Origin of the sequence: Paenibacillus kobensis NBRC 15729 (assembly GCF_004000825.1) — a bacterium.
GTDB lineage: Bacteria > Bacillota > Bacilli > Paenibacillales > Paenibacillaceae > Paenibacillus_T > Paenibacillus_T kobensis.
Window position 1 is genome coordinate 1 of the sequence record NZ_BILZ01000021.1, and the last position, 26642, is coordinate 26642.

The window sequence follows — 26642 nt, forward strand, 5'->3', positions numbered from 1 at the left end:
GGCGTTCGTGCGGGCGACAGCCAGCGCGTCCGGCGACAGGTCGGACGCGTACAGGCGCCAGCCCGGACGCTGCGTCGCAAGCGTCACGGCGATAGCGCCGCTGCCGGTGCCGACGTCGAGCACCGTCGGCAGACGGCCCGCTCCGGTCTGCTTCGCATCACCCTGCGCAGCTCCATCTCCTGCAGTACCATCACCGGCCTTAGTCTCTTCCTCCTCTGCATCCGTCCCAGCCACTGCAGCGCCTTCGGGAGCCTCACCCGCCGCCTGCGGCCACAGCCGGTCCACTGCCTCTATCACCGCTTCTACGAGCAGCTCCGTCTCCGGGCGCGGAATAAGAACGGCCGGCTCCACCTGGAATGCCAAGCCGTAAAACCACTGCTCGCCGATAATGTACTGCACCGGCTCGCCAGCCGCTTTGCGCTCGATCGCTTGTCCGAACGTTTCAAGCTGCGCCTGCGGCATCGGCTCATACCAATCGCGCAGCAGCGCCACGCGTTCGATGCCGAGCACATGCAGCAGCAGCCGCTCTGCATTCGGCCTCGGCTCACCAACGCCAAGCCCCGCCAAAAACGAAGAAGCCTGCAAGCAGGCTTCTCCGATTGTCCAAGACGGACTTATGCTGGCGCCAGGCTCGCCGGGAAGTTGCAGAAATCGATTGTTCATCTCTTCTCGTCCCTTCGGGCTTGCGCTTGTTTCTTTTGCAAAGCTTGCACGAGATTCCCGCTATCGCTATAGCGTTCCGCCTAGGCAATACTTTATGCGTTGTTCTCTTGCTCCAGCAATTCCGCTTGTTCTGTCAGCGTCAGCGTCTGTACGATTTCCTCGATATCGCCGTTCATAATGGAATCGAGGCGGTGAAGCGTCAAGCCGATCCGGTGGTCCGTTACCCGGCTTTGCGGATAGTTGTACGTCCGGATCCGCTCGCTGCGGTCGCCCGTGCCGACTTTGCTCTTGCGCTCGCCGGCAATCTTCGCTTCCTCTTCCTGGCGATGGATCTCATAAATACGCGAACGGAGTACCTGCAGCGCCTTCGCTTTGTTCTCGTTCTGCGATTTGCCGTCTTGGCAAGTCGCGACGATACCGGTCGGCACGTGCGTCACGCGAACGGCCGATTTCGTCGTATTGACGGACTGGCCGCCCGCTCCGCTGGAGCAGAACGTATCGACGCGGATGTCTCTGTCGAAAATCTCGATTTCGACTTCCTCGACTTCCGGCATAACCGCAACCGTCGAGGTCGACGTATGAATGCGTCCGCCGGATTCCGTTGCCGGAATACGCTGCACGCGATGCGCGCCGCTCTCATACTTCAGCTTGCTGTACGCGCCTTTGCCGATGATCATGAACACGACCTCTTTGAAGCCGCCAAGATCGCTCTCATTCAAGTCCATCAGTTCGGTCTTCCAGCCCTGCGAATCCGCGTAGCGCGTATACATCCGGTATAGGTCGGAAGCGAACAGCGCCGCTTCGTCGCCGCCTGCCGCACCGCGAATCTCGACGATAACGTTCTTCTCGTCGTTCGGATCCTTCGGCAGCAGTACGATGCGAATGCGTTCATCCAGCTCTGCCTTGCGCTCCGACAGCTCATCGATTTCGAGCTTCACCATTTCTTTCATTTCGTCGTCGAGCTTCTCGCCAAGCATCAGCTTCGCTTCGTCAAGCTGCTCGCTGACGCTCTTGTATTCGGTAAACGCTTCGTACGCCTCCTGCAGGCCCGACTGCTCCTTGGAGTACTCGCGCAAACGTTTCGGATCTCCTGCCACGTCTGGATCGCACAGCAGTTCACTCAGCTTCTCATAACGGTCAGCTAATACGGATAACCGGTCTAACACCGTTTATTCACCCCTATAAGGTTCGGTCATCAGACCGCAACCTTGTATTCATCCGATAATTATAGCACAAGGATGCTCCGGCATAAACTGTTAGATCGATGGAAAGCGATCATGACGCGCCCAAATCCGGATATGCCGCTATACTTTGAACGCGCGGAACGCAGACGACAGTTCCTCTGCGCTGCCTTTGACCGATTCCGATACCGTGGTGACTTCGTTCATAAGCGTCAGTTGGCGGTCAGCCGCTTCGGCAGCCGAACTTGCATGGCCTGCCGCCTGCTCGGCGATCCGTTCCAACTCGTCAAGCGATGCGGCGATTTGCTCGCTGCCCGCCGACATTTGTTCTGCGGAAGCCGACACCTCTTGAATTTGACCGACGAGCGTACGGATGCCCTCCGTGATCGAACGGAACGCTTCTCCGGCTTGAATCGCTACCTGCGACCCCGTTATCGTCTCCTGCAGCGAACGCTCCACCGACGCTGCCGTCTCGTTCGTCCGGTCGACGATGCCGCCGAGCATCTCGCTCACTTGCTGCGACGATTCCGAGGAACGCTCGGCAAGCTTGCGGATTTCGGTCGCGACGACCGCGAAGCCCCTGCCGTGCTCGCCCGCTCTTGCCGCCTCGATGGACGCATTGAGCGCAAGAAGATGCGTCTGCGACGCAACGTCACTGATTAGAATCATCGCTTCCTGGATACGGCCGCTCTCCTGCTGCAGTTCGCGCATCGATTCGGTCGTACGGTTCATATCCTCTTCGATCGTCTTCATCTGCTGAACCGTCTCTTTGATGAGCTCGCCGCCAGCGCCGGCATGCTCCGACGTATCGACCGCTACTTCAGACACATAAGAGGACGACTCGGCGATACGCTGAATGCCGATTGCCATCTCCGTCATTGCCCGTTGGCTCTCCTGCGAGCTTTGCAGCTGCTGCGCCGATCCGGCAGCAACCTCGCGGACGGCTGCTGCGACCGCTTGCGTCTGCGTCAACGATTCTTCTGCATTAAGATGAACATGCTCCGCGTGCTCGTTCACATTGACCGACAGCGACTGCGCATGCTTCGTCAAGCCGTTCAAGCTGACGATCATGCCGTTGAACGATTCCGCCAACTGGCCGACCTCGCCGCCGCCCTTGACATCCATCGCCACCGTCAAATCGCCTTCCGCCGCCTTCTGCGCCAGCTTCGTCAACCGCTTAAGCGGCGAGAGCATACGCAGCAGAACCAAGACGACAAGCGCGATGCTGGCAAGCTCTGTCGCAATGGCAATTAGAAGCTCATGCTGCGTCGACTTGTTCAAATCCTTCTTCAACACGCTGTTGCGCACGTCAATGCCTAGCAATGCGATTTTACGCCCGTCTTGATCGATAATCGGGGATAAATACGTTACCCAATCGCCCAGATCGTCGTTATACGAATCGGTCAAGGCTGCCCCGTTGCTCATCGCAGCATCCAGACCGCTCTTGAACGCCTCCGACATTGTATAGAAAGCGCCCGGCTTCATGCTTTCGCTTCCCGTATTGCTGGACGTCAGAATCATCATGGACGTCAATCCGTCAGCTTCCGCGCGCGTCGACTCAGGCAATAGCAAGTACGCGTTGCCATAGGCCGGATTGTTCGTCATCGACGTCAGCCGTTTGCCCAGCGTGACGAACGCCGGATTCTCCGCCCAGGCCTCTTCTCTTTTCATGACGTCCGTCGCCAGCATAATTTCTGCTTGATCGGCCGATACTTGCATCGCCAGCATGTTGCCGGTCATCTTTAAATTGTCATAATAAGCACTCCGCTGCCGTGACATCGAATCTGTAACAAGGACTGTCACAATCGCGATAATGATCACAGACACCAATAATGCGAATTTCCATACGAGACTTAACTTGCGCCACTTCATCTTGTTGTCCCCTCTCCCTCGGCGTCAGATCTGATTAACCCACCCTTTGACTGTTTCCGCCGTTATAATTGTTAACGGTCCTGTAAGCGCTGTCCTTTAGCCGCTTTTGCATTTTTCCGAGAAAAATACAAAATAAAAAACACCCTTAGCAGCGACCGCTGCCAAGAGTGTTCCTTTTCGTTAATTATTTAAACCTTGTACTTAATTACACATTGAAACGGAAGTGCATGACGTCACCGTCTTGCACGACATATTCTTTGCCCTCTAGACGAAGCTGGCCTTTCTCCTTAGCCGCGTTCATCGAGCCTGCCGCAACAAGATCGTTGTACGAAACAACCTCTGCACGGATGAAGCCGCGCTCGAAGTCGGTATGGATGACGCCAGCCGCTTGCGGCGCTTTCATCCCTTTGCGAATCGTCCATGCACGAACTTCTTGCACCCCTGCCGTGAAGTACGTGTACAAGCCGAGCAGCTTGTACGCCGCGTTGATCAGACGGTTCAAGCCGGATTCCTTCATCCCGAGTTCCTCCAGGAACATCTCCTTGTCTTCGCCTTCGAGCTCTGCGATTTCGGATTCGACCTTCGCGCTGATCGGCACGACCGCCGCACCTTCTGCCGCTGCGAATTCACGGACGATCTTCACATACGGGTTATCGTCGGCATTGGCAACTTCCGTCTCATTGACGTTCGCTGCATACAATACCGGTTTCGTCGTGAGCAGGTGAAGATCACGAATGAGCTGCCGCTCTTCGTCCGTCAGCTCTACACTGCGTGCAGGCTGGTCGTTATACAGTGCTTCCTTGATCTTCTCGAGCACTTCGACTTCCTGCGCATACTGCTTGTTGCCGCCCTTCATGTTCTTGCGGGAACGCTCGATACGGCGGTCAACGGAGTCGATATCCGCCAGAATCAGCTCCAGATTAATCGTCTGGATGTCGCCAAGCGGGTCTACCTTGCCGGATACATGCGTAATATTCTCATCGACAAAGCAGCGGACGACGTGTACGATCGCATCGACTTCACGGATGTTCGCAAGGAATTTATTGCCCAAGCCTTCGCCTTTGCTCGCTCCGGCTACGAGGCCGGCAATATCAACGAATTCGAATGCCGTCGGCACCGTCCGGTTCGGCACGACAAGTTCCGTCAGCTTTATCAGACGCTCGTCCGGCACCTCGACTACACCGACGTTCGGGTCGATCGTACAGAACGGATAGTTGGCCGATTCCGCTCCGGCTTGCGTAATTGCGTTAAACAGCGTCGACTTGCCGACGTTCGGCAATCCGACTATTCCACATGAAAGCGCCATGACGCATAACAACTCCTAATCTCTATTCAATAAAGGACATTATACCCGATGCGGACGTACATGGAAAGCGTTCATCCAGCCGGAGGCGCAACCAGCTCCGCTTTCTTTGCCGCTTCCGGCACCTCGATTGTGGGAGTCTCGTTCCACCCGCTGTACTTTATATCGAGCGTCTCGTTCAGAGTAGAACGTACGTTAGGCGTAAATGCTATCGATATCGCCATCGTCATATGAACCTCTGACGGCAGCTGAGTAGCGGAATCGACCGCCAGTTGGTATTCGAACTTTTCAACCTGAATACTGGCCGCCACATCCTTCGTCATGGCGCCTCCCCCGAACGTGCCGCGCAGCACATCATCGATGATCGCTCTTGCGCCTTCGTCCTTGCCGTCTCCGGAATAGATGTATTCCGTATGCCCGTCCTGCTTCTGCTCCGCTTGCACCTTGTCCGAAGCCTTAGCGAGCCGGCTGACCGGTTCGGATGGGCGAATTTGATAGTCCGACAGCGTCTCCTTCACCTGCGGCAAAACGTCCTCCGCCATCTTCATCCAATCGTCAGTCGTCAAATCATGCATATAATACCCGTCCGGCGTCAAATAGGTTTCCAGCTTGGAGTTCTCCGTCTCGAACGCCGTCTGAATCGTCTGCTTCATGCGAAGCGGCTCCCGTTCTATCGGACCGGTTGTGGTCATGTCCAGCTTCGTCAGCTTCCCGCCTTCCTCGAGCTGCTGGGCAAGCTTCATCTCAATCGTCCAAGCTGCGGGCTTTGAAGCCGCTTCCGCGGACTGCTCCAACTGCTGCTGGAGCGTACTTCCTTTCGGCTCGCCTGACGAACACCCTGCAAGAAGCACGACGGCTGCACCAATACTAGCCATCCATACCCGTCCAGCGCTCAGAAAGCGCAGGAACGAACTTATCCGGTGACGCCCTCTGATGTCCGCCCTAGAAGCAATTCGTCTCTTCTCCGCCGCTGTCATGTTATGGCCACCTCCGCCCCTTCATCTTGTTGTCACTGGCGGCACCTGCCGCATGTCATCTATAGAATGTCCAGCGGGACGCAGGGGATACTACGGCTTAAGGAGGTGCTAATCTCATGGAAAACCAATCTCATAAAGGCAACTACAAAGGAACAACGAACATGAAAGCCAAAAATCAGGACATGGCGTTCGTCAACGATACGGTCGAGGACGCGAAGTCAGTCACCAATTTCTCCGGTAAAAAGAAAAAGTCGGACTAACCGGCGGTGCCTGAGTCCACTCCGCCGCTTGCAGAAAAGCCCCGCCAGACAGCCGAAGCGGCTGCTTTGCGGGGCTTTCAATTCAATGCCTATTCATCGCGCAATGGCGCTTCCCTCAGATCCGCTTTCGCTTGCAGGAAGCGGAAGAATGCGACCGACGCTTCCGCGCGCGTAACCTGCTTCTCCGGCAAAAACTTGCCGTTCTGCAGTGACATAATGCCAAGGCCGACCGCAATAGCCGCCTGCCCTTTCTGCTTCGTCTTCGCTGCATCCGAGAACTGGACGTTGAACAGATTGTCATGCTCCGCCAACGCGTTGAAGCCCAGCGCGCGAACGATAAGCTCTGCCATTTCCTCGCGGTCGACTTTGCCTTCCGGATTGAACGTACCATCGCCGATATCGATAAGCTGCTGCTGCAGAGCCAGCTCGACATACGGGAAGTAGTTCGAGGTACTGCCTACGTCCGAGAAGGAGGCAGCAGCAGCTTCATCCTTGGCCATAGCACCAGCGCTGTACATCGGATAGTTGCCTTGGTTCATCGCCAGCACGAGCATCTTGATCATCTCGCCGCGCGTAATGACCGCACTCGGATTGACTTTGCCGTCCTTCAGATCAAGCGCTTTGTAGGCCACCATCAGCTCCAGCTCGCGCTGTGCCCAATGTCCTTCGACGTCCGACGCGCGCGGAGTGTCCAGCGATGCCGGCTGGCCGTCGCTTAAGCTGATCCAATTCCCGGTCTCCGCATCCAGCGCAACGGACTGATCCATCACATAACGCGGGACGAGACGATAGACGAGTTGAGCCTCCCCTTTGGTGGACAGTTCTGAAGGCTTCGCCTCACCTGCTGCTAGAAGCACCTTATATTTCTCCACTGGAATCGGTTGGCCGTTCCAATAGTACGTATAGTCCGTCACATACGTCAGCTCGACGCGGTAGAAATCCATCCAAGCGTCTGCTGCTTTCACATCGCCGATGACGCTCGGCGATTCCGCCGGGAATTCAAAGCCAGACACGTTGTTCCAGTAATTCTCCACTTGGCCGGTGAACGCATTGATCGATATCTGCGCCGATTCGCCGTCTACCGAAGCGCCGTGCACTTTGCGCGAAGCCGAGAAATAGAAGCTGCCGATCTCCTCCGGCTTCTTGTCTTTATAGTTGTCCTCGTTCTCTTCCAAATAGTACTCATCCGCCGCCCACGCCAGTTGGCTGCGCAGCGCTTCAACCGCCTTCGCACGAGCATCGGCATACGACACGCCCGCTCCCGTACGATCGGAATTGCCGTAATTGGAATAACTCATGATCTGCCCGGTCTCGCCGTCCACTTGCGCCCACAGCGTCGCTTCGCGTTCTTTATCGCCGTTAACGGAATACGTATAGCCGAGCTGCCAAGAGGAGCGCGTCTTGCCGGTCAAATCGTCCGCATATTCGCTGAATTCAGAACTCGTTAGCTTCGCGCCTTCCGGAAGCTTGAACGCCGCGTCGACCTTCGCCGAAGCCTGCTCCTTCGTCAACTGCTTCGTACCGGACGGCTTCTCGCCGAGCGGCTTGTCGCTAAGCTGCGTCTGTTTCAATTCCTTCGACGAAGCGCTGATTACATCGCCAGTCACAGCCGAAATCACCGGCACGTTGATGTTGTATACGAGAATCGGCTTGCGCGGCTTCATATCGTAAGGAATCGTATAATTCAGCGAAGGCTTGGCCGCTGCCTGCAGCTTCGTGGCCGCTTCCTCTTGCGTGAACGCAGCGGTTGCTTTCTCGAACTTAATCCCGCTGTTCCAATTGCGCTCGTAGCTGAGCACATGGCCCTCTCCGTCAATCTGGAATTCGATGAAGTTCTCATTGAACGGCACACCGTTCACCATCCGGTCGAACCTAAGCCGATGAACAACCTCACCCGTAAGCGGCGGCTTCGTTCCGACGCCGACATATTCGTCTAACTGAAGCTGGTTCGCGTACGAAGCGGCCGCTTTCTTGATAAACGACTGCGCGACTGTCACCGCTTGCTCGCGGTTCACTTTCGGCGGATATACCGGCTTGGCGTTCGGATTGTCGGTATAAGAATTGTAGCCGGTCAGTTCGCCCGAATTCGCATCGAGCGAAGCGCTGATGGATCCTTTGCTCTTGCCGTCTACTTTATAGACGAAGCTCAGGTTCCACACGCTGTATACAGTTGCATCCGTACTTATATTGGTCGATAAACTGGCGGACTGAAGCGTGTACGTATCCGGAATCGCAAGCAAACCGCGGGCAATCGATACCGCCTTGTCCTTCGCGATGGACGCTTCGACCTGCGAAGTATTGACAGCTGTCGTCGTTACGGCTCCATCCGATGCCGGAGCCGCCGCGCCCGCTGTCGGGACGGCAACCGCTTTGTCAGCGAATACCGCTGCCGGAATCGACAATGTAAGCGCTGCCGCTGTTGCGAATGCAATGACTTTCTTCGACGCGCTGGAGACGCGCGGTTTGGAACGTTTCAATTTGGTCATTAATGCTCCCTCCTGAAATATGAAGAATGTGTATTCTCTTGCTGAACCATGGAGTAACATCATCGCTCTGTTTATTCAAACGTTCCTGCTCAGTAAAATGTTTCTATGTAAGCAACCTATTTTTTCCGAAGCCGCTCATGGCCCGTCCGCCGAACAATACAAAAAACCCGGTCGATAAACGACCGGGCCATTCTCAATCCAACCTTACAGGTTGTTTTGGATTTTCGTTTTCAGCGAGTCTTTGCTTTGCAGGCCGACAAGTTTGTCGACTGGTTGGCCGTCCTTGAACAGGATCAGCGTAGGGATGCTCATGACGCCGAACTGCGAAGCAAGCTCCGGTTGTTCGTCGACATTGATTTTGCCGATCGTCGCTTGGCCTTCAAGCTCCGTAGCGAGCTCCTCTACGATTGGAAGCTGCATTTTGCAAGGTCCGCACCAAGGTGCCCAGAAATCAACGAGCGATACGCCGCTCTCAATGCTTTGCGAGAAGTTGTCTTTCGTCAGTGTAACTGCCATCTTGTATCATTCCTCTCCTGTTTATATTTATTGAACTTGTATGGAATGGGAATAACCCTTCATACCAAATCGTCTCAGCAGCCGCATTCGCGAATCTGCCCGAGCACGTCACGAATCGTAATCGCGTTGAAATGCGACTCCAACTGCTTCTCCGCCGTGCAAAAAATGTTGAACATCACTTCGTTCATGTTCGACCCGACAACACAATCGCTGTCCGGATCGCCCGAACACCAGCTCGGCATTAGAGATCCTTGCGCCATAACGCGATAAATATCGCCCAGCGTGACCGCATTCGGCTCCGCCGTCAACCGGTATCCGCCGCCTGCGCCTTCCCGCGTCGCGACATAGCCTGACTTGCGCAGAACGCTCATCACCTTGCGCACTCTTGCTGCATGCGTTCCGACGTTGTCGGCAATCGCCTCGCTCGAAGCCATGCCGTCCGGCAGATAGGCCAGATAGACCAAGCTGTGTACGGCGATCGTAAATTCGCTGTTCATTGCCGGTTGCCACCCCGCTTTGTACTGTAATAATATCAGTTACAGTTATGGCTGTCAAGCAGGCGGCAACCTATATGTTGCTGCATTTGAGGCACGATTATTCGGGTCGCTCGGCCTATTCCGCCTGTTTCTGGCTAGTAATTACTTCGTGCCCTGCTCCTGTTTCACTAGAAGGAAGAAGGAGTCCCGTCCCGCCCATCTCTGCAATGACAGCGCGTCAATCCTCGAATAAACGAAGCTGTTCTACAGCCGGCGCCTCCGGTTCTGGAATCGGCGGCACCAACTGGCCGAGAAGCTCCATGAGCTGCCGGGCGTTATCAGGCGCATCTCCTCCAGAGTTATTGTTGAAAATAACGATAACCTGCTCCGACACTCGCTCAAGCCGCAGAAGCCTTTGTGCCCATTCCGCAAGCTCAACCTCACTGTAACGGTACAAATAGCGGACTTCCCGCCAATCCTGCCGCCCGCCTGACTGCCAACCTTCCGCATTGCGCCCGTGGAACCGGACCAGCGTCAACTTCTCATCCGTCGCCTCCTCCACGATCGGGATGCTTCCGGCGCCGACCTGCGGCTCATCGCACACGCTGTGAATCCAGCCCTCGCTTCGCATGAAAGCAAGCGACCGCTCCCGCATCTCCGGCTCGAACCAGCTTCTGTGGCGAAATTCGAGCATGCACGGGAAGCCGGCCATGCGGGCTTTCGCCTCTCGCAGCACCCGAACATTCTCGCGGGTGCAATCGAACCACGGCGGATATTGGAACAAGGCAGCCGCCAGCTTGCCCGCTTCCGCGACTGGCTGCAGCGATTCGCGGAATGCTCGGAACATCGCCGCTTCGTCCGGATACGGAATGCGGCCGCGCGTATGGCCGGTCATTCCCTGGTAGGCTTTGACGACGAACGAGAATCCTTCCGGCGTATCCGCCGCCCATTTGGCCATATTGCGCACGGGCTGTACGGCATAGAACGAGCTGTCGACTTCCACCGTCTTGAACAGCTGGCTGTAAGCCGCCAGCTTGTTCCGGTTCGCCTCAGGCGTTCGATACAGCTTGTCTTGATCGCCCCAGCCGGCTAGTCCGATCGTAATCATGGCGTTCAACTCCATCGCGCTTGAATCCTGTTATTTTATTCCCATTATATAACAAAGCTAATGCCGTCCGAAAACCTGCCTCCGTGAATCCGTTCCGTATCCGCTAGTTGCCGCCGGCATTGATCCGATCGCAAATCGCGCCTATTTTAGCCGTCACATCGACATCCGACGGATTCGCAACCAGCTTCGCGAATAACTCGCGCAACTGCCCGTAGCTGTATTTCACCTGCTCGGTATGCTCATCATTGACAACTGCAGCTTGCAGACTCGCCAGCATCAGGTCCAGCCCGTCGTTCTCCCGCTCATAAGTAGCCAGATGGGACAGACCGGCCGCCGCGCCAACGGAAGCGATAAGCATGCGGTAGCTCGACGGATCTTCGGCATCCCTCTCGAGACTCTCATGGATTGTCGTTAAGTAATATACAAACGTTCGGTCGATCTCGTTCTTCTGCTCGCTGGCTTTCTCACCGCTAGCGCCGTTTGAAATCACAGTGAAGACCGAATAGCATGCCAGTATAACAAAAAGACCGATTAATATTCCGTAGCTTAACCTATTGGTACTCATCTTTAATTCTCCTCCACATATGCGCGCCTATCTTTCTTCTTTCGAAGACATCAATCTAACTGAACGATAACACTATACAGTTCCATAATAAGGGCCGATATTCCTTTTCCAATCGGGATAACCGGGAAGCATAAATTAATCGGTAATCGTTTTTTCATGTCATGCCCGTGCAGATGCAGGAATAGAATGTACCATTACGTCTCCTACTCCTGTCCGAAGGTGGTGCTTCCCGCATGGTTTGGCTGTGGAGCGCGGTAGCTGTCATTATCCTCGCAGCGATTGTCACGCTCATTACTTCTACGCGTCCGCAATGGACTCTCATTCAGACCGAAACCGGCATTCGCGTCGACCTTATTGACCGGCTTTATGCTTATTTGAAGGCAGAAGGAATACGAACGAAGGTAACGGGCGAAGGCACTCTCCGTCAGTTGCACGTGCACACAAAGGATGAAGCGCGCGCAAGGCAGCTGACTCAGACGTTCAACGCCAAATTGTAATGGTTGCACGCTAGATGAAGGACATGCTTGCTGACAACACGGCATCTGTTCCATAAGCTCCACCCGCCTACTTCGAGCGGTTGCCGCGTGCGGTGACCGCTCTTTTTCTTGGAGATTACCGCCCCTCTCCTGTATTTAATTTGTTGTCCTGCACCGCAATATGTCATACTAGTCCTAACAGATTCGACAAGGAGATTAACCAACATGCATATTGAAATATTCAGCGACTTCGTATGTCCTTGGTGCCGAATCGGGAAGCATAACCTGTTCGCCGCACTGGAGGACTGGTCGGCTGAGAACGGCGGAAGCAAGCCTTCCATTACATACCGCGCCTACATGCTGAACCAAGACACGCCGGTGGAAGGCATTTCGTTCGAGCAGTGGGCCGCCCGATTAATGGGCGGAGCCGAGCAGATGAAGCGCGTAACCGGCCAAGTGACAGAAGCGGCCGCCGCCGTCGGCTTGACGATGAGGTTCGACCGCATCCGTTCGTACCCGAACACCAAGCTCGCGCACCAACTGCTCGCTATTGCGCCGAATATGCAACGTGTTGCCCTTGCGGACGCCTTGTTCCAAGCTTACTTCGAAGACGGGCAAGACATCGGACAGCTCGACGTGCTTGAATCGATTGCCGCTTCTCTGCAGCTGGACGCTCAAGAACTAGCCAGCCGGCTCACCCGCGGCGAAGGTCAAGACGCTGTAGCAGCCGATCTGCTGAGAGCAAACCGTATCGGCGTTACAGGCGTTCCTTACTTCGTATTCGATAACAAATTCGCGCTTTCCGGAGCTTACCCCAAAGCCGAATTCGCTGCGTTATTGGACCGGCTGACGCCAGGACAGCCAGCAGACCGTTAGGTTGCCGCGAGGCGGCTTGCAAGCTCTGCGCAGCGTACAGCCAGTGCATTAGATACCAGCCCAATACTACCGCTCCATACAAAAAGCCGCATCCGTCCAGCCGTTCGATCGAACGGCCGCGCGGATGCGGCTCCTTTTCTACAACTCTTATTCACGCCCCTATGCCGCAGACCGCGCCACGCCGCAGCTCTATTGTTCCACCGCGCGAACGCCGTGGACCGGACGGCCGGCAGAGGCCGCGCTTTGCGCACGAACCGCACGGCTAAGCATCAGCAGGAGGCCAAGCGCCAGCCAGACGAGCCCGAACACAATCGCTCTCCCGCTTAAATTGCCGAACAACCAGACGATTGCGCCGAATCCGGCAAGCGGCAGCACACCGAAGAGACCGATGCTGCGCCATCTGCGGTTTTCGATTCCGCGGCTGCCGAACAAGTAATATTTGATCACGCATAAATTCACGCACCCGAATGCCGTCAACGCCCCGAAATTCACGAATTGCACCGCCGTATCAAGCGGAATGAACGCCGCGAGCAAGCAGACCGCCCCAACAATCAAGACATTATAGGTAGGCGTCCGCCGCTTCGGATGCATGTACCCGAATATGCGCCGCGGAAGAACGCCGTCTCTTCCCATGACGTACAGCAGCCGCGAAACGCTAGCAACGCTGGATACCGCTCCTGTGAACATGGCTCCGATCATTGAGCCGACAAGCAACCCCTTCATCAAAGCGCCGCCAACGAGAAAGGCCAGCTCCAAGGACGCCGTGTCCGCTTCTTTATAGCCGTAACCCGGAAAGACCGACTGCCCCAAATATGCCACCGTAATGTCGACGACTCCGCATATTAAGATAATAATCAGCATCGCCCTAGGGATGTTCCGCTTCGGCTGCTCCACGTCCTCCGACATAATGCTAACGGTATCGAAGCCGAGGAAGGAGAAGCAGAGCAGCGCAGCCCCCGACAGTACGGCTGATGCCATCATATCGCTGCCGAACAACGGCTCCGCCGTAAACCCGGATACTCCTCCTCCGCTTGAAGAATGTATGACCTGAGATACGCTAAGCACACAGAATAATACGATTACAGCAAGCTGGATAAGCACGGAGTATTGGCTAACGGCCGCTGACAGCCGGATACCGAAGTAATTGATGCAACTGACAAGCACGATGAACGCAGCCACCCATACGATGAACGGAACGCCGGGAAGGACCGACTGCAAATAAAGACTGAACAGCAGACAGCAGACGATCGGATTGATCAAATAATCGAGCAGCAGCGTCCAGCCGATGATAAATCCGGCGCGGGGATGGAAAGCTTGCGAAGCATAGCCGTACGCCGAGCCCGCTTCCGGCAGCGCTTTGGCCATCTGGCCATAGCTATAGGCGGTTAAGGACATCGCCAGCAGCGCAATCGCATAAGCTGCCGGCAAATACCCCCGCGCCGCCTCGCTCGCGATACCGTAATTGGCGAATACAACGAGCGGCATCGTCCATGCGAGCCCTAGGAAGATGAGTTGGAAGAGCGACAGCTTGTTCATACGGCTTCACCTCGTATATGTCATATTAAATTACATTAACTATTGAGATTGTGGCGTTTCATGCTCAATATAAACGTTTGTGCTACACAAAAGTCAATAGTTATGTTAGATTATATAACATATAAGTCGAAGCTAAGGGCGAGATGTCGTCGTTCGGAAGAGGAGAGTATGAAAGAAAAACTAACCATTAGCGAGATGGCAAGATTGCGCTCTCTGACGACAGAGACGCTTCGGCACTACGACCGAATTGACTTGTTTAAGCCCGCTCACGTCGACCCCGCGACCGGTTACCGGTACTATTCGATCTTTCAATTCGAAATACTCGGCACGATCAAAGAGCTGCGGCAGCTCGGGATGCATACGGACGACATTAAACATTTCTTTCAAGAACGGAGCATAGCAAGATCGCTGGATCTGTTGAAAAGCCAGCATGAGGAGCTGCAACGGAAGCTAAAGGAATGGATACTGCTGGAGGAAAGCATCCGGGAGAAAATCGGGTTTCTAGAGGAAGTAACGACGGAAGGCTTCGAGCTTCAGCGGGGACAGGTCGTTCTTCGGCACTTCGACGACCGGCCGCTGCTAACGCTGGACCGCACAGTAACGAACAACCTGGAGCTGTGCTACGGCATTCTGTCGCTGGAGAACGCTCTGGAGGAGAAAGCGCCGATCTTCGCCAGCAACCGGCTTGGCGTGCTTATTCGCAGCGAGCATTTGCGGAATCGGCAGTTCGATGAGCCTTCTACACTGTTCGTTTCTTACAAAGAAACGAACAAGCCGTCCGAAACGGCGGTGTACGTCGCTCCGGGCGGCTTGCATGCCTGTCTCCGCTGTACCGGCGAGTTCTGGGAACGAACCGAAGGATTGGAGACGCTATGTGATTATATCGACCGACGCGGCTGCCGGATTACCGGCGATGCGCTTCAGGTCGTACAGATAGACATTACGATTACCGACCGGCCGCATGAAGCGATGTTCGAAATTCAAATTCCGGTCGAGCTGCCGGCTGGCCGTTAGTGGCCCACGCCGCCTACGATGCGCAAGCCGGCTACACCGGCCACGATCATGCCGATGAACAGCAGCTTGCGCCAATCCCTCGACTCACCGAACAGCAGCATGCCAAGCACGACGCTGCCCGCCGATCCGATGCCGGTCCATATGCCATATGCCGTGCTGATCGGGATGTCCTGCAGCGCGCGGGATAGGAAGTAGAAGCTGACGATACCCGACGCGATCGCCCCAACGGTCCCTTTCCACTTCCGGAAGCCGTCGGACAGCTTCGTGAACGTGACACCGCTCACCTCGCCAAGACCGGACAAGAGCAGAAATAACCAAGCCATTACCGCACCTCCTCTTCTGTCGAATGAGATCCGGCCTGTTCTACGCCTTCTGTCGCCTTCGCCCCTGCACCCTGAGCAGACGCGCCTTCTGTGCTGCCGCCTGCCGTCTGCTCGGCTGGCTTATCCTTCGCAATCAGCTTCAGCCCCACAATACCGCACAGCAGCAGCATAACGAAGAACAGCTTGCCGAACTGTACAGGATCTCCGAGCCAGATCATCCCGACAAGCACGGTCCCCGCTGTCCCAAGTCCCGTAAAGACAGCATACGCGGTGCCGATCTCAATCGTCTTCATCGATTTAGCGAACAAGGAGAAGCTGGCAATGAGCGCGGCAACCGTGAGAACGCTCGGAACCAGCTTCGTAAAGCCATGCGACTCCTGCAGCCCGAATGCCCACGCCACCTCCAGAATACCTCCGAAAATCAAATACAACCAAGCCATGCTTATCCCCCTCTCGTGATGCCTTCCCACAGCCAATCCCAAACCGCCTCAATACGCTTTCGGTGCGTAGCGGCGTCATATAATTGAAATTCGACAAGCAGCCCGTCGATTAACGCATAGAACACAGCAATCTGCTGCTCTCCCCGATCTGCCGGTTTCTCAACCCCCGCTTCCGCCTCCGCCTCGCGCAGCAATCCGCGCAAGAAAGACGAGAGCGTCTCTTCATAAGCGATAATATCAGCACGAATTCGCTCCTCCAGCCCTCTCGGCGGTACCAGCATCGTGCGCTTCAGAAACGATTGACCTGCCGACATGCCCGTGAAATCGGTAAAAAAGTCAAACAGCATCCGCAGCCGTTCCTTCGCAGACCGGCCCCGCGCATCCTCTCCATCCATAATCTGCAGCCACTTGTCTCGTTCCTCCGTAATAACATCCTCGACCAAACGGATAAACAGCTGTTCTTTCGATTTATAATGGGCATAAATAGAAGGTGTCTTAATGCCGACCGATTGCGCAATGTCAGACAGCGAAGTACCTTCGAACCCGTATTCTGTGAACAGCCGCAGTGCGGTCTGCTTTATCCTCAGTGCTGTATCGTTCATCGCGTTTCCCTCGATTCATCTGCCTAACGAACGTTAGTTAGTTAATGTTCAACCCATTGTAGCCAGTTCGGCTGCAGAAGTCAATCTCCTTATCCAACCGTTCGCGGCAATAAAAAAGAAGACAGCTCATAGAGCTGTCTTCCGATACCATTGTATATTCGATTATCGTTCACTCGATCCGCCGTGCGATACCCATCGATCCGGCATGTCTCAGCCCTTCGAGCATTCGCCCGACGCGTTAGCCGCTTCGACGACCGCAAGCTCGGCAGGCACCAGTTCCTCCGCCAACTCCTTGGCATCCGCTCCAGCTTCCGTCTCGCCAGCCGCGCTATAATAGCGGGATAAAGCAACGACCATGCTCCCCATCCGCTCCTCTTCCGGATAAAGAACACGCTCGATTCCTTCCTCGTACAGCGCCTCGGCCGTCACTTTGCCCACCGCCGCCGCAAGGACAGGTCCGGTGAACGCGTCCAGCACTCGCTCCAGCATACCAGCTTCCGCCGCTTCGGCCATGACATAGCGCACCTGCACCGTACTTGTAAAAGCGACTGCATCAATATCACCGTCCGCAATTTCGCGAATGAGCTGCTGCACAACACCATCCTCAGGCGGAATATGGCGATAAGGCAATATTTCTTCGCATATGGCTCCCCAGGAATGAAGGACAGCATTCAGACGAGGGGCAGGATCCCCGTACAGCTGCAAACCGACGCGCTTGCCGGACAGATCGAATGGCTCCATCAGCCGAAGCAATCCCGCCGTCGTACCGTCGTCGTCTCGCACTTCCGGCGTCAATCCGAGCTTGCGCAGCACATTGACCGTCTTGTAGCCGCGCGCCGCGATTCGAACCGTACGCAGCGTCTCCATAAAGCGGTCCAACTGCCCTAGCTTCTCAGCCGTCGATAAGAGCGCTTCCGTACCGACGCCCGTCGTCAGCACAAGCCAATCGACCGGCTGCTCGATCAGTGACTGCAGCTGTTCTGCGAACTGCGAGTCATCCAGAAATACGGTGCCCTGCGCCGGCCTAATAACCGCGTTGCCTCCGAATTTACCGATCATCCGGCTCATTTCCTCCGCTTTGCGCGGCCCCGTTACTGCTATTGTTTTCCCATTCAGCCGTACCATTGTACGCCAGCCCCCTCCACACAAGCGCCATGCCGCCACCACCCGGCACAAACTCTCTCTCCCTTGAACTGCTGTCCATCATACTGTAATTGTGCTCTGGAATCAAAAGCGAGGAAGCACGCAGTATCCAACCTGCGCGCTTCACACTCTCTCCGATTAGGATACCCGCATCTGAGCTCCGTCGATTGACAGAGTGACGCCGCCGCTTCCGTCAACGGTTACGTTATACGTCTTCACGCAGCCCTCGTCCGGCGCCTGTACAATGCCATTCGTCAAGCTGATCTTCCAATCATGCAGCGGGCAGTACACATGACCATCGCACACAATGCCTTCCGACAGCTTTCCCTGTTTATGCGGGCAACTGTTCTCCACCGCTTTCACCGTGCCGTCACCCATGTTGAACATCGCCAGTTCCACATCGCCCAACTTTACGACTTTGCCGCGCCGCTCCGGAAATTCCGATATATGTCCGACTTTGAATTGCTGCATTGACAACCCTCTCCCTTTTTGAATCTGTACCGCTTATTCCGATTCGGTTCCTATCCCGGCGTCCTTCTTCTATATACACGCCCGCCTATCCAAATGAGCTTGCTTATGCCTTCGCCGCATCTCCTGCCGCAGCAGCCGCCTCCGAGACGATCGGCGCCGTGAGCGCATCGAATGCGCTGCGAAGCTCGTCATTCTCGATAATTTGCTGCCACGGATCTTGCATAAGATCCAGCGTCTTGTCGATGCGTGCATTCAGCGCATCGCGGTCTTCCTTCTTCTCCAGCATCTTCTTAACGGCATCCAGACCGATTCGCGACACCCATTCGCTCGTACGCTCCAGATACGTTGCGTTCTCGCGGTAATATTGCAAGTAAGCGCCCGTCCATTCCAGCACTTCCTCTTCCGTCTTCACCTTCACGAGCAGCTCTGCCGCACGCAGCTTCGTACCGCCATTGCCGCCGACATAAATTTCCCAACCGCCGTCGATTGCGACGACACCAAGGTCCTTGATCGTAGATTCCGCGCAGTTACGCGGGCATCCGGATACGGCAAGCTTCACCTTATGAGGTGTGTTAAGACGCTCGAACTTCTTCTCCATGTCGATGCCCATCTGGATCGAATCCTGCGTACCGAAGCGGCAGAACGTTTTGCCTACGCACGTCTTCACAGTCCGCAGCGACTTGCCGTATGCATAACCCGACGGCATGTCGAGATCCTTCCACATGCTCGGCAGATCCTCTTTCTTCACGCCAAGCAAGTCGATCCGCTGGCCGCCCGTAATCTTCACGAGAGGCACTTCGTATTTCTCTGCTACTTCCGCGATCCGCTTCAGGTCTTCCGGCGTCGTTACCCCGCCATAGATCCGCGGTACGACCGAGTACGTGCCGTCCTTCTGAATGTTCGCGTGGTTGCGCTCGTTGACGAAGCGCGATTCGAGCTCATCCTCATGCTCAGCCGGCCATACCATGCCGAGGTAGTAGTTGAGCGCCGGACGGCACTTGGAGCAGCCCTCTGGATTTTTCCATTCCAGCACCGCCATGACTTCACGCGACGTCGTTAGACGCATCTTCTGAATTGCCTCAACGACTTCATCGCGGGAATGCTCCGTGCAACCGCAAATGCCTTCCTTAACCGCCGCAACATTATCTGCGCCTACCGTTGCTGTCAGGATTGCTTCCACAAGCGGCTTACAACCTCCGCAAGATCCAGACGCCTTCGTGCAGGCTTTAATTTCGCCGACGCTGACGCAGCCTTTCTCCGTAATCGCCTCGACGATCGTATCTTTCGTAACGCCGTTGCATCCGCAGACGATTTCGTCGCCGCTCATCGCTTGGACCAGATCTTCAGGACCGGACGCTTTGCCGCCCCCGCCGCCTGCGCCGAACAGCACTTCCTTCTCACGGCCTGCGAAGCTCTCGCCCTTGCGCATCGCCGCGAACAGCTTCGAGCCTTCGCTCGTATCGCCGAACAATACCGCGCCGACGATTTTGCCGTCTTGGAACACAACCTTCTTATATATACCGTCGAGATCGTCCTGTACGCGAAGCGCCCTTGTGTTCGGACCGTCGGAGAAATCGCCCGCCGAGAATACGTTCACGCCGGAAATTTTCAATTTCGTCGACAACACTGAACCTTGGTAACCAGCCGATTCTACACCTGCCAGCTTCTTCGCCAGAATCGCGCCTTGCTCGTACAGCGGAGCTACGAGACCGTATACGATGCCTCTGTGCTCAGCGCATTCGCCGACCGCATATACATTCGGTACATTCGTCTCCATATAATCATTAACGACAATACCGCGGTTCACTTCAACGCCCGCTTCTTTCGCCAGCACCGAATTCGCTTTGATGCCGACGGCCATAACGATCAGATCCGCTTCGACCGAAGTACCGTCCTTGAATGTCAACCCTTCGACCCGGTCATCGCCGATGATGGTATCGGAATTTTTCTGCAAAAGAAACTTCATGCCTTGGCGCTCCAGCTCCGCCTGCAGCAGCTTCGCTGCTGTCTCGTCAAGCTGGCGTTCCATTAAGTAGTGGTGAATGTGGACAACATGAACGTCCATGTTCAGGTTGACCAAGCCTCGCGCTGCTTCGAGTCCGAGCAGACCGCCGCCGATAACAACGGCTTTCTTATATTGTTGCGATGCCGCAAGCATCGTCTCGCAATCTTTAATATCGCGGAACGCGATGACGCCTTCCTTGTCCGCACCTGGCAGCGGCAGCATGAATGGCAAGGAACCTGTCGCGAATACGAGTTCGTCATATTCGACTGTCAGCCCCAGATCCGTTGTCACCGTACGGTTTGCCGTATCGACTCCCGTCACCTGTTGGCCCGCGTGCAATTGAATATGATTTTCCCGGTACCATTCCCAACTGTTCAGCACGATCTCTTCCATCGTCGCTTCGCCGGCCAATACCGAGGACAGCATAATCCGGTTATAGTTCGGGTGCGGCTCCGCACCGATAATCGTAATGTCGTACCGATTCGGATTCAGCTTCAGCAGCTGCTCCACGAATGATACGCCCGCCATGCCGTTGCCGATCATTACTAACTTCTTCATCGTATCTCCTCCTACGTCTTCCCCGCCCTTGGCTCCCTCGCCACCCGCGGATGCTGAGAAAAACATAAAGGCCTACCCCATACGCATAGAATTACATCTAATGCGTAAGAGATAGGCCCCATTGCCATCGTGTGCAGCACGCCATTGTGCTGGCTTTTATTCAACTGAATTGGTATCAGTATAGTATACTTATACGTGATGTGTCAACTATTCTAACATTAAATTATCGCGACCCTCTTTTTCCTTCAATTAGACTTTTTCCCGTCGACAGCCTCCTATGGCTATGTTATATTTTATAACAAATCATACGAAGTCAGGAACTCATGCGCACAACGTTTCATATATCGGGGTGAGGGAAATAATGAAAACCATTTTGCTGATCGATGCGGATGGGAACAGCGGGCTCGCCGCTTTATTGAAGGAAAGCGGCAGAACAGTCCATTCCGTCCGCACGGAGAAAGAAGCAAGCAGCCTGATCTCGGTTGCCGACGCCGTCGTCATGGCGGTGCCTTACCAGGGAATGCTCAACTGGCAGACAGAGCTGACCGCCATGCGCAAAACGCCTCTATTCTGGTATTGCACGGAGCAGCAGCTGCCCCAACAGCTGGATTGGGGATTCTCGCTTGACGGTGTACTGTTTCCTTCCATGACAGCTGCCGAGCTCAAGCATGCGTTCCAATGGGGCCAGCGCGTCCATCAGCAGCGCAAAAGATGGTCCGACGAGCGCGACCAATTGCTGCACCGAATCGAGGAGCGGAAGTGGATCGATCAAGCCAAAGCAGTTCTATGTGAGATTCGTGGCATAAATGAAGCCGAAGCTTACGATTTTCTGCGTAAACAGGCAATGAACGAGCGCAAAAGAATCGGTGATGTGGCTGCCTCGATCGTCAAAGTGTACCAACTCATTCACGGTTAATCGCTTCACCCAACGTAATTTGCTATCATCTCGAAAATTTATGTTAGGTATATTGACATTGACTTTACGCGTCGCATATAATCCAATTACATTCACAATGTCGTGGATCCATATCGGACGGTACAATGTCGTATCTCCGTTGGCAAAGGGGCCAAATTGCAATCCAATCCTGGATTGCAGTTTGGCCCCTTTTATTAATGAACAACAGGCAAGGCAAGTGGAGCACAAACCGCAAGCGGCAGTACTAGAGAGACAGAAAGCAGAACCGTAAATTGGAGAGGAGCTTGGTACTATGGCACAAAAAGGATTTTTGAAAAGCGGTCACACCCCGTCGTTGTTCGGCGCTTTCGCCTACTTCGACGTCAGCTTCATGATCTGGAGCATGCTCGGCCCGCTGTCCGTCATCATCATGAACGATTATCCGATGGATGCGGCGCAAAAGGCGAACCTCGTCGCGCTGCCCGTGCTCGGCGGTTCGATTCTCCGGCTCGTATTCGGCTTCTTGACCGACTACATCGGTCCGAAGCGCACCGGACAGCTCGGCATGCTCGTGACGATGGCGACGCTCGTATTCGGTTGGAAATTCATAGACTCGCTCGACAACTTGTATATCGTCGCACTGTTGCTCGGCTTCGCCGGCGCATCGTTCGCTGCAGCCCTGCCGCTCGCAAGCCGCTGGTATCCGCCGCAGTATCAAGGTCTTGCCATGGGGATCGCAGGAGCCGGCAATAGCGGCACCGTATTCTCGACCCTGTTCGCGAACCGGATCGCCACGCATTATGATTCATGGCAAGTCGTCTTCGGCTTCGCCCTTATCCCCATCGTTATCGTGTTCGTCATCTTCACCCTGCTCGCGAAGGACAGCCCGAACCAACCCGCTCCGAAGAAACTGGCTGACTATGCGAATGTATTAAAGCTTCGCGATACGTGGTTGTTCTGTCTGCTATACGGCGTGACATTCGGCGGCTTCGTCGGCATGGCGAACTATTTAACCATTTTCTTCAATACTCAATATGAGCTTAGCGCTGTTCGTGCAGCCGACTTCGCTACTCTGTGCGTCATCGCCGGCAGCTTCTTCCGTCCTGTTGGCGGCTGGCTCTCGGACAAGATCGGCGGTATTAATATGCTGCTCGTCCTGTATGGAGTCGCAGCCATCATGCTTGCCTCTATCTCGACGCTTCCGCCGCTCGGTGTGATCATTGTGCTGTTGTTCATCATGATGATGGCGCTCGGCATGGGCAACGGCGCAGTATTCCAACTGGTCCCTCAGCGGTTCAAGAACGAGATCGGACTCATTACAGGCATCGTCGGCGCTGCAGGCGGTCTGGGCGGTTACTTCCTTCCGAAAATTCTCGGCAACATCAAGCAGGCAACCGGCTCTTACTCGACGGGCTTCCTGATCATTTGCGGCATCGCTCTCCTCTGTGTCGTCACGATTCTAATCGTTCAAGGCAGCTGGAAGCGCACTTGGATCGGCACCGGCGGCAAAGCGCGCGTGGAGCACGGAGCGGTTACAACTTCGTAATCGTTAAGCTATAACTGGAAGAGCCGAAGACTCAAAGAACAATCATAACGAAAGTTCAAACAGGAGCGGCCGCCGGCTAACACCATAACCATCACTAGCCGGCGGGTCAATTATAAGAGAGGGATGATCCTATGAGCGAAATGGAAGCAGTAATGGCGGCGGAGGCAGCAGGAAACGATTCAGCGTGGGAATTGACCGATCTCGGGGATTGGATGGACGTTACGGATTTGTTCGAGATTATGGAATAACATCGCATGCGGGCGCGGTGCGCGCGGCGAAACGGAGCGGCCCACACCCACTCCCTCCGCTCCCCGGTAGCGCCGCCCGCGCCCGCATCACTTTATAAACAATCAACCGCGTTATCCTCCTCGGAACGCGGTTGATTTGTTTTTATTTAATAAAGCACACCCGCATAACGGTTGGCCTTCTCGCTCCTCTTAAGGCTCATGATCAGAGCGGACAACGCAAGCGATGTGAAGAACACAAGAGCGAACCAAGTGAAGCTGTGTTCCCTTCCATTACCGAGCCAATTCGAATATAGGCCCAGAAACATTCCGTGCGAGCAATAGATTAACACGCTGCTGTCTCGAAGCAGCTTAAAGTCGATCGGCCAATTCGGCGATTGCTTATGCAGCAGCATTTGGAACAAGAAGTATGTCGCCGGAAGGAGCATGAGAAGCATATTACAGTCTCTAATAACGGTGAATTGATTCAACAGTACAACCTCGAGTATGAGCCCCGCGGCGGAGAGGACGAATAACGTTCCCGGTCTCGTGTGCCGTATCGTTAATCTTCTGTCATACATGTACGCCCCTAATACCACATACACCATTCCGAAAAACAATCCGTTCCTCGTCGTTCCGAACCCATCCAAATAGGATTGAGCGAATCGGGAGAGCACCGTATCGTCGCCCAATACGCCGAAATAGGCATCCCCGAACAACCCGATCACGTAAAGTCCCATCGACAACAGCAGCAATTTAGGCAGTGACATCCATCGAATGCCGAAATAGAGTGCCGTTACTGCAAATAATAACGCAGGAAAATACCATAAGTGAAAGTGCCCGCCTAACAAAACAAAATCTCTTAAATAGAACAGAATAGCGCGCAGCAGATCATGATCCTGCTCCTGATAGGATCGATAAATATCATAACCGCCATAAACAAGACTCCATACCAGGTAAATACAAGCGATACGTTTCGTATACTTCATCCAATAACGGCCTGCCTGATTCCTTTGATCGTTGTTCGATATTTTCCCGAAGAATAGATACCCTGACGCGGCGAAAAAGAACGGGACCGCAATGCGGGCAATCGTATTCTCGAACGCCAAGCTGAGCGTGGAGTTAAGCGACTCCAACGGTGTTGTATGAATGCTGACAACTAGTATTGCAGCTATAAATCTCATGATGTCGAGGTTATTCAAGTTGTTCGAGCTGCTGCTCTGGACGATACGACCTATGACCTTCACGACCCCTTCGTGGTAATAAAGGTCTATTTTATCATATATTCGCAAATTGGGGATTGTTGTCACAGAGAAAAACTTACATTCAGCGAGAGCGGGAGAGGGATGTAACCGTACTGGAACAAGGGGCTTCTTCCAAATTGGGGTTGCATCTACCATTAGTTGTGATACAATATGTATCATTCAGGTGTACAAAATAAGATGGAGGCTCTACCGATGGCTGTTCCTATTCAGGATACAATCGCGCTGCTGGCTCATCTGTTGTCCGCATCCGCATTGCTGCCTATGATAATGTTTCTGATCAGCATCCCCGTCATATTGACAGGTTCGATCTCAGCGCTGTCTGTAACAGGTATTGCGGTATACGCATCGCTGTTTATTCTTTCGTATGCGATTGGCATGCGGACCATGACTCGCGAGTCCCGTACAATCGCCATGGTCATACCGACCGTTCTCGTTGCGGATGGTGCGGCTATGCTGGCCGGCATGAACTGGTATGGACACGGCGCGGTTATCCTTCACTTTCTGACGAATTAACCGGCTGCAGCTATTGCACTTGCAGAGGCCCCTTCTCGTTCCGAACAGGCCGCCCCACTGAATAATATTGCAGCTGCGTCCGCTCGACATCCTCTAACCGATATGCGTTGCGTCCGTCTACGAGGACAGAGCCTCTCATTAAACGTTCGACCTGCCCCAAATCGGCTTCCGTGAATTCCTCCCACTCCGTCAGCAGACAAAGCGCATCGCATCCTTCTACAGTACTCCAGCGATCGGAACACCAGGTAATCCCCGTATCATCCCCGCCTCGGAAAGAACGTTGGAAATTGCTCTGGGCAACCGGATCGTAAGCTTTCAGCAATGCCCCATCCTCCAGCAACTGCTGCATAATCTCATGGGCCGGCGCTTCACGAACATCGTCGGTGCCAGGCTTGAACGCCAATCCCCATATTCCGATTGTTCGGCCGCGCAAGCTTCCGAGCGAGTCCCGCAGTTTATAACGAACACCATTGCGCTGGAGCTTGTTCACTTCAATAACCGACTTCAGCAGCTTAAAATCATATTCGGCATGGCCCGCAATCTGGACGAGCGCATCCGTATCTTTCGGAAAGCATGACCCTCCGTAACCGATCCCCGCCTTCAAGAAGGCCGGTCCGATCCGGTTATCCATTCCCATGCCGGCTGCTACAGCCTCTACGTTAGCGCCTACCTTTTCACACAAGTTCGCAATTTCATTAATAAAGGAAATTTTGGTCGCCAGGAATGCATTGGACGCGTATTTGATCATCTCTGCGCTGTACAGATCGGTATGCACGATCTGCTCCGTCAACGGCCGGTGCAGCTGCTCCAGCACAGCCGCAGCATGTCGGCTCTTCGTGCCGATGACGATGCGATCCGGATTCATCGTATCTCGAATCGCAGAGCCTTCCCGCAGAAACTCCGGTACCGACGCGACATCGAACGGTACGGCCGTCCTCTCCCGGATCCATCGTTCGACACGCTCGTTCGTACCGACAGGAACCGTGCTCTTGGTCACGATGACCGTGTAGCCGCTCAAGCAACCGCCTATCTCTGCTGCCGCCTCTTGAATAAAACCCAAGTTCGCCTCTCCGCTCGGCAATGGTGGCGTACCGACGGCAATAATAACAATATCAGTGTCCCGAACCGCTTCATCGAGACGGGTGGTGAACCGCAGCCGGCCGGCTTCCCGGTTACGCGCAATCATTTCTTGCAGACCAGGTTCATAGATCGGAACTTCACCATTGTTCAACTGATCGATCTTATTCGCAAGTTTATCCACACACGCTACTTCATGTCCAAGCTCAGCAAAGCAAGCGCCAGACACGAGTCCAACATAACCAGTACCCACTATTGTTAACTTCATTAC

General features: G+C 54.6%; 25 protein-coding genes and 1 pseudogene. 7 read left to right on the forward strand and 19 right to left on the reverse strand.

The window, feature by feature from the left end:
- The 5 genes from PKO01S_RS29350 to PKO01S_RS13815 all read right to left on the reverse strand — a co-directional run.
- The coding region (locus tag PKO01S_RS29350) for a N5-glutamine methyltransferase family protein (protein ID WP_246070573.1) at window positions 1–663 on the reverse strand (663 nt) is incomplete at its 3' end.
- Between the two features lie 92 nt (window positions 664–755).
- Window positions 756–1829: a peptide chain release factor 1 gene (gene prfA, locus PKO01S_RS13800; protein ID WP_127531934.1), complete on the reverse strand. Its 1074-nt coding sequence runs from the start codon at window positions 1827–1829 to the stop codon at window positions 756–758.
- 138 nt (window positions 1830–1967) lie between these two features.
- Complete coding sequence (locus PKO01S_RS13805; RefSeq protein ID WP_127531935.1) at window positions 1968–3716, reverse strand: methyl-accepting chemotaxis protein; 1749 nt, start codon at window positions 3714–3716, stop codon at window positions 1968–1970.
- A 205-nt stretch (window positions 3717–3921) separates the two neighbouring features.
- Window positions 3922–5022 carry a redox-regulated ATPase YchF gene (gene ychF, locus PKO01S_RS13810; RefSeq protein WP_127531936.1) on the reverse strand — a complete coding sequence of 367 codons (1101 nt, stop codon included), beginning with the start codon at window positions 5020–5022 and terminating at the stop codon, window positions 3922–3924.
- A gap of 71 nt (window positions 5023–5093) precedes the next feature.
- Window positions 5094–5996, reverse strand: a complete 903-nt coding sequence (locus tag PKO01S_RS13815; RefSeq protein WP_127531937.1) for a DUF6612 family protein — start codon at window positions 5994–5996, stop codon at window positions 5094–5096.
- Between the two features lie 116 nt (window positions 5997–6112).
- On the opposite strand from PKO01S_RS13815, the gene PKO01S_RS28785 reads away from it, so the two are divergent.
- Window positions 6113–6256: a hypothetical protein gene (locus PKO01S_RS28785; protein WP_164779598.1), complete on the forward strand. Its 144-nt coding sequence runs from the start codon at window positions 6113–6115 to the stop codon at window positions 6254–6256.
- An 89-nt stretch (window positions 6257–6345) separates the two neighbouring features.
- Here PKO01S_RS28785 and PKO01S_RS13820 read toward each other — a convergent pair whose 3' ends face one another.
- From PKO01S_RS13820 to PKO01S_RS13840, 5 genes are all read right to left on the reverse strand, one after another.
- Entirely contained in the window at window positions 6346–8742 is a 2397-nt protein-coding gene (locus PKO01S_RS13820) for an S-layer homology domain-containing protein (RefSeq protein ID WP_164779599.1), read from the reverse strand.
- 204 nt (window positions 8743–8946) lie between these two features.
- Window positions 8947–9258, reverse strand: coding sequence for a thioredoxin (gene trxA / locus PKO01S_RS13825; protein WP_127531939.1), 312 nt, complete (start codon window positions 9256–9258; stop codon window positions 8947–8949).
- A 74-nt stretch (window positions 9259–9332) separates the two neighbouring features.
- The gene (locus PKO01S_RS13830; protein ID WP_127531940.1) at window positions 9333–9755 is read right to left on the reverse strand and encodes an RrF2 family transcriptional regulator; all 423 of its coding nucleotides are present in this window, start codon (window positions 9753–9755) and stop codon (window positions 9333–9335) included.
- Between the two features lie 217 nt (window positions 9756–9972).
- Window positions 9973–10842 carry a DUF72 domain-containing protein gene (locus tag PKO01S_RS13835; RefSeq protein WP_127531997.1) on the reverse strand — a complete coding sequence of 290 codons (870 nt, stop codon included), beginning with the start codon at window positions 10840–10842 and terminating at the stop codon, window positions 9973–9975.
- Window positions 10843–10945: 103 nt separating this feature from the next.
- Entirely contained in the window at window positions 10946–11407 is a 462-nt protein-coding gene (locus tag PKO01S_RS13840) for a hypothetical protein (protein ID WP_127531941.1), read from the reverse strand.
- Between the two features lie 233 nt (window positions 11408–11640).
- Here PKO01S_RS13840 and PKO01S_RS13845 point away from each other — a divergent pair, with 233 nt between their 5' ends.
- Together PKO01S_RS13845 and PKO01S_RS13850 are read left to right on the forward strand one after the other, a co-directional pair.
- On the forward strand, window positions 11641–11904 hold the full coding sequence (locus tag PKO01S_RS13845; RefSeq protein WP_127531942.1) for a hypothetical protein: 264 nt from the start codon (window positions 11641–11643) through the stop codon (window positions 11902–11904).
- A gap of 204 nt (window positions 11905–12108) precedes the next feature.
- On the forward strand, window positions 12109–12759 hold the full coding sequence (locus PKO01S_RS13850; RefSeq protein WP_127531943.1) for a DsbA family oxidoreductase: 651 nt from the start codon (window positions 12109–12111) through the stop codon (window positions 12757–12759).
- 189 nt (window positions 12760–12948) lie between these two features.
- On the opposite strand, the gene PKO01S_RS13855 is transcribed toward PKO01S_RS13850, so the two are convergent.
- Window positions 12949–14295, reverse strand: a complete 1347-nt coding sequence (locus PKO01S_RS13855) for an APC family permease (RefSeq protein ID WP_127531944.1) — start codon at window positions 14293–14295, stop codon at window positions 12949–12951.
- Between the two features lie 168 nt (window positions 14296–14463).
- Here PKO01S_RS13855 and PKO01S_RS13860 point away from each other — a divergent pair, with 168 nt between their 5' ends.
- Window positions 14464–15309, forward strand: coding sequence for a MerR family transcriptional regulator (locus PKO01S_RS13860; RefSeq protein ID WP_164779600.1), 846 nt, complete (start codon window positions 14464–14466; stop codon window positions 15307–15309).
- Here the strand turns inward: PKO01S_RS13860 and PKO01S_RS13865 are convergent.
- From PKO01S_RS13865 to nirB, 6 genes and pseudogenes are all read right to left on the reverse strand, one after another.
- A complete protein-coding gene (locus PKO01S_RS13865) occupies window positions 15306–15632 on the reverse strand; it encodes a DMT family transporter (protein ID WP_127531946.1) in 327 nt (108 codons plus the stop codon). The two genes, PKO01S_RS13860 and PKO01S_RS13865, sit on opposite strands and share 4 nt — an antisense overlap.
- 131 nt (window positions 15633–15763) lie before the next feature.
- Window positions 15764–16072, reverse strand: a pseudogene (locus PKO01S_RS13870) (DMT family transporter); the annotation flags it as partial.
- Window positions 16073–16074: 2 nt separating this feature from the next.
- Complete coding sequence (locus PKO01S_RS13875) at window positions 16075–16674, reverse strand: TetR/AcrR family transcriptional regulator (RefSeq protein WP_127531948.1); 600 nt, start codon at window positions 16672–16674, stop codon at window positions 16075–16077.
- Window positions 16675–16884: 210 nt separating this feature from the next.
- Window positions 16885–17799, reverse strand: coding sequence for a uroporphyrinogen-III synthase (locus tag PKO01S_RS13880; protein WP_127531949.1), 915 nt, complete (start codon window positions 17797–17799; stop codon window positions 16885–16887).
- A gap of 156 nt (window positions 17800–17955) precedes the next feature.
- Window positions 17956–18288, reverse strand: coding sequence for a nitrite reductase small subunit NirD (gene nirD / locus PKO01S_RS13885; protein ID WP_127531950.1), 333 nt, complete (start codon window positions 18286–18288; stop codon window positions 17956–17958).
- A 103-nt stretch (window positions 18289–18391) separates the two neighbouring features.
- Complete coding sequence (gene nirB / locus PKO01S_RS13890; RefSeq protein WP_127531951.1) at window positions 18392–20851, reverse strand: nitrite reductase large subunit NirB; 2460 nt, start codon at window positions 20849–20851, stop codon at window positions 18392–18394.
- A gap of 361 nt (window positions 20852–21212) precedes the next feature.
- On the opposite strand from nirB, the gene PKO01S_RS13895 reads away from it, so the two are divergent.
- The gene (locus PKO01S_RS13895) at window positions 21213–21767 is read left to right on the forward strand and encodes an ANTAR domain-containing response regulator (protein ID WP_127531952.1); all 555 of its coding nucleotides are present in this window, start codon (window positions 21213–21215) and stop codon (window positions 21765–21767) included.
- A 292-nt stretch (window positions 21768–22059) separates the two neighbouring features.
- Window positions 22060–23292: a nitrate/nitrite transporter gene (locus tag PKO01S_RS13900; RefSeq protein WP_127531953.1), complete on the forward strand. Its 1233-nt coding sequence runs from the start codon at window positions 22060–22062 to the stop codon at window positions 23290–23292.
- A 394-nt stretch (window positions 23293–23686) separates the two neighbouring features.
- Here the strand turns inward: PKO01S_RS13900 and PKO01S_RS13905 are convergent, their stop codons facing one another.
- Window positions 23687–24763 (reverse strand): acyltransferase, encoded by a 1077-nt coding sequence (locus tag PKO01S_RS13905; RefSeq protein WP_164779601.1) that lies wholly within the window; start codon window positions 24761–24763, stop codon window positions 23687–23689.
- A 210-nt stretch (window positions 24764–24973) separates the two neighbouring features.
- On the opposite strand from PKO01S_RS13905, the gene PKO01S_RS13910 reads away from it, so the two are divergent.
- Window positions 24974–25294, forward strand: coding sequence for a hypothetical protein (locus tag PKO01S_RS13910; protein ID WP_127531955.1), 321 nt, complete (start codon window positions 24974–24976; stop codon window positions 25292–25294).
- Window positions 25295–25304: 10 nt separating this feature from the next.
- On the opposite strand, the gene PKO01S_RS13915 is transcribed toward PKO01S_RS13910, so the two are convergent.
- A complete protein-coding gene (locus tag PKO01S_RS13915; protein WP_127531956.1) occupies window positions 25305–26639 on the reverse strand; it encodes a UDP-glucose dehydrogenase family protein in 1335 nt (444 codons plus the stop codon).
- Window positions 26640–26642 lie beyond the last annotated feature (3 nt).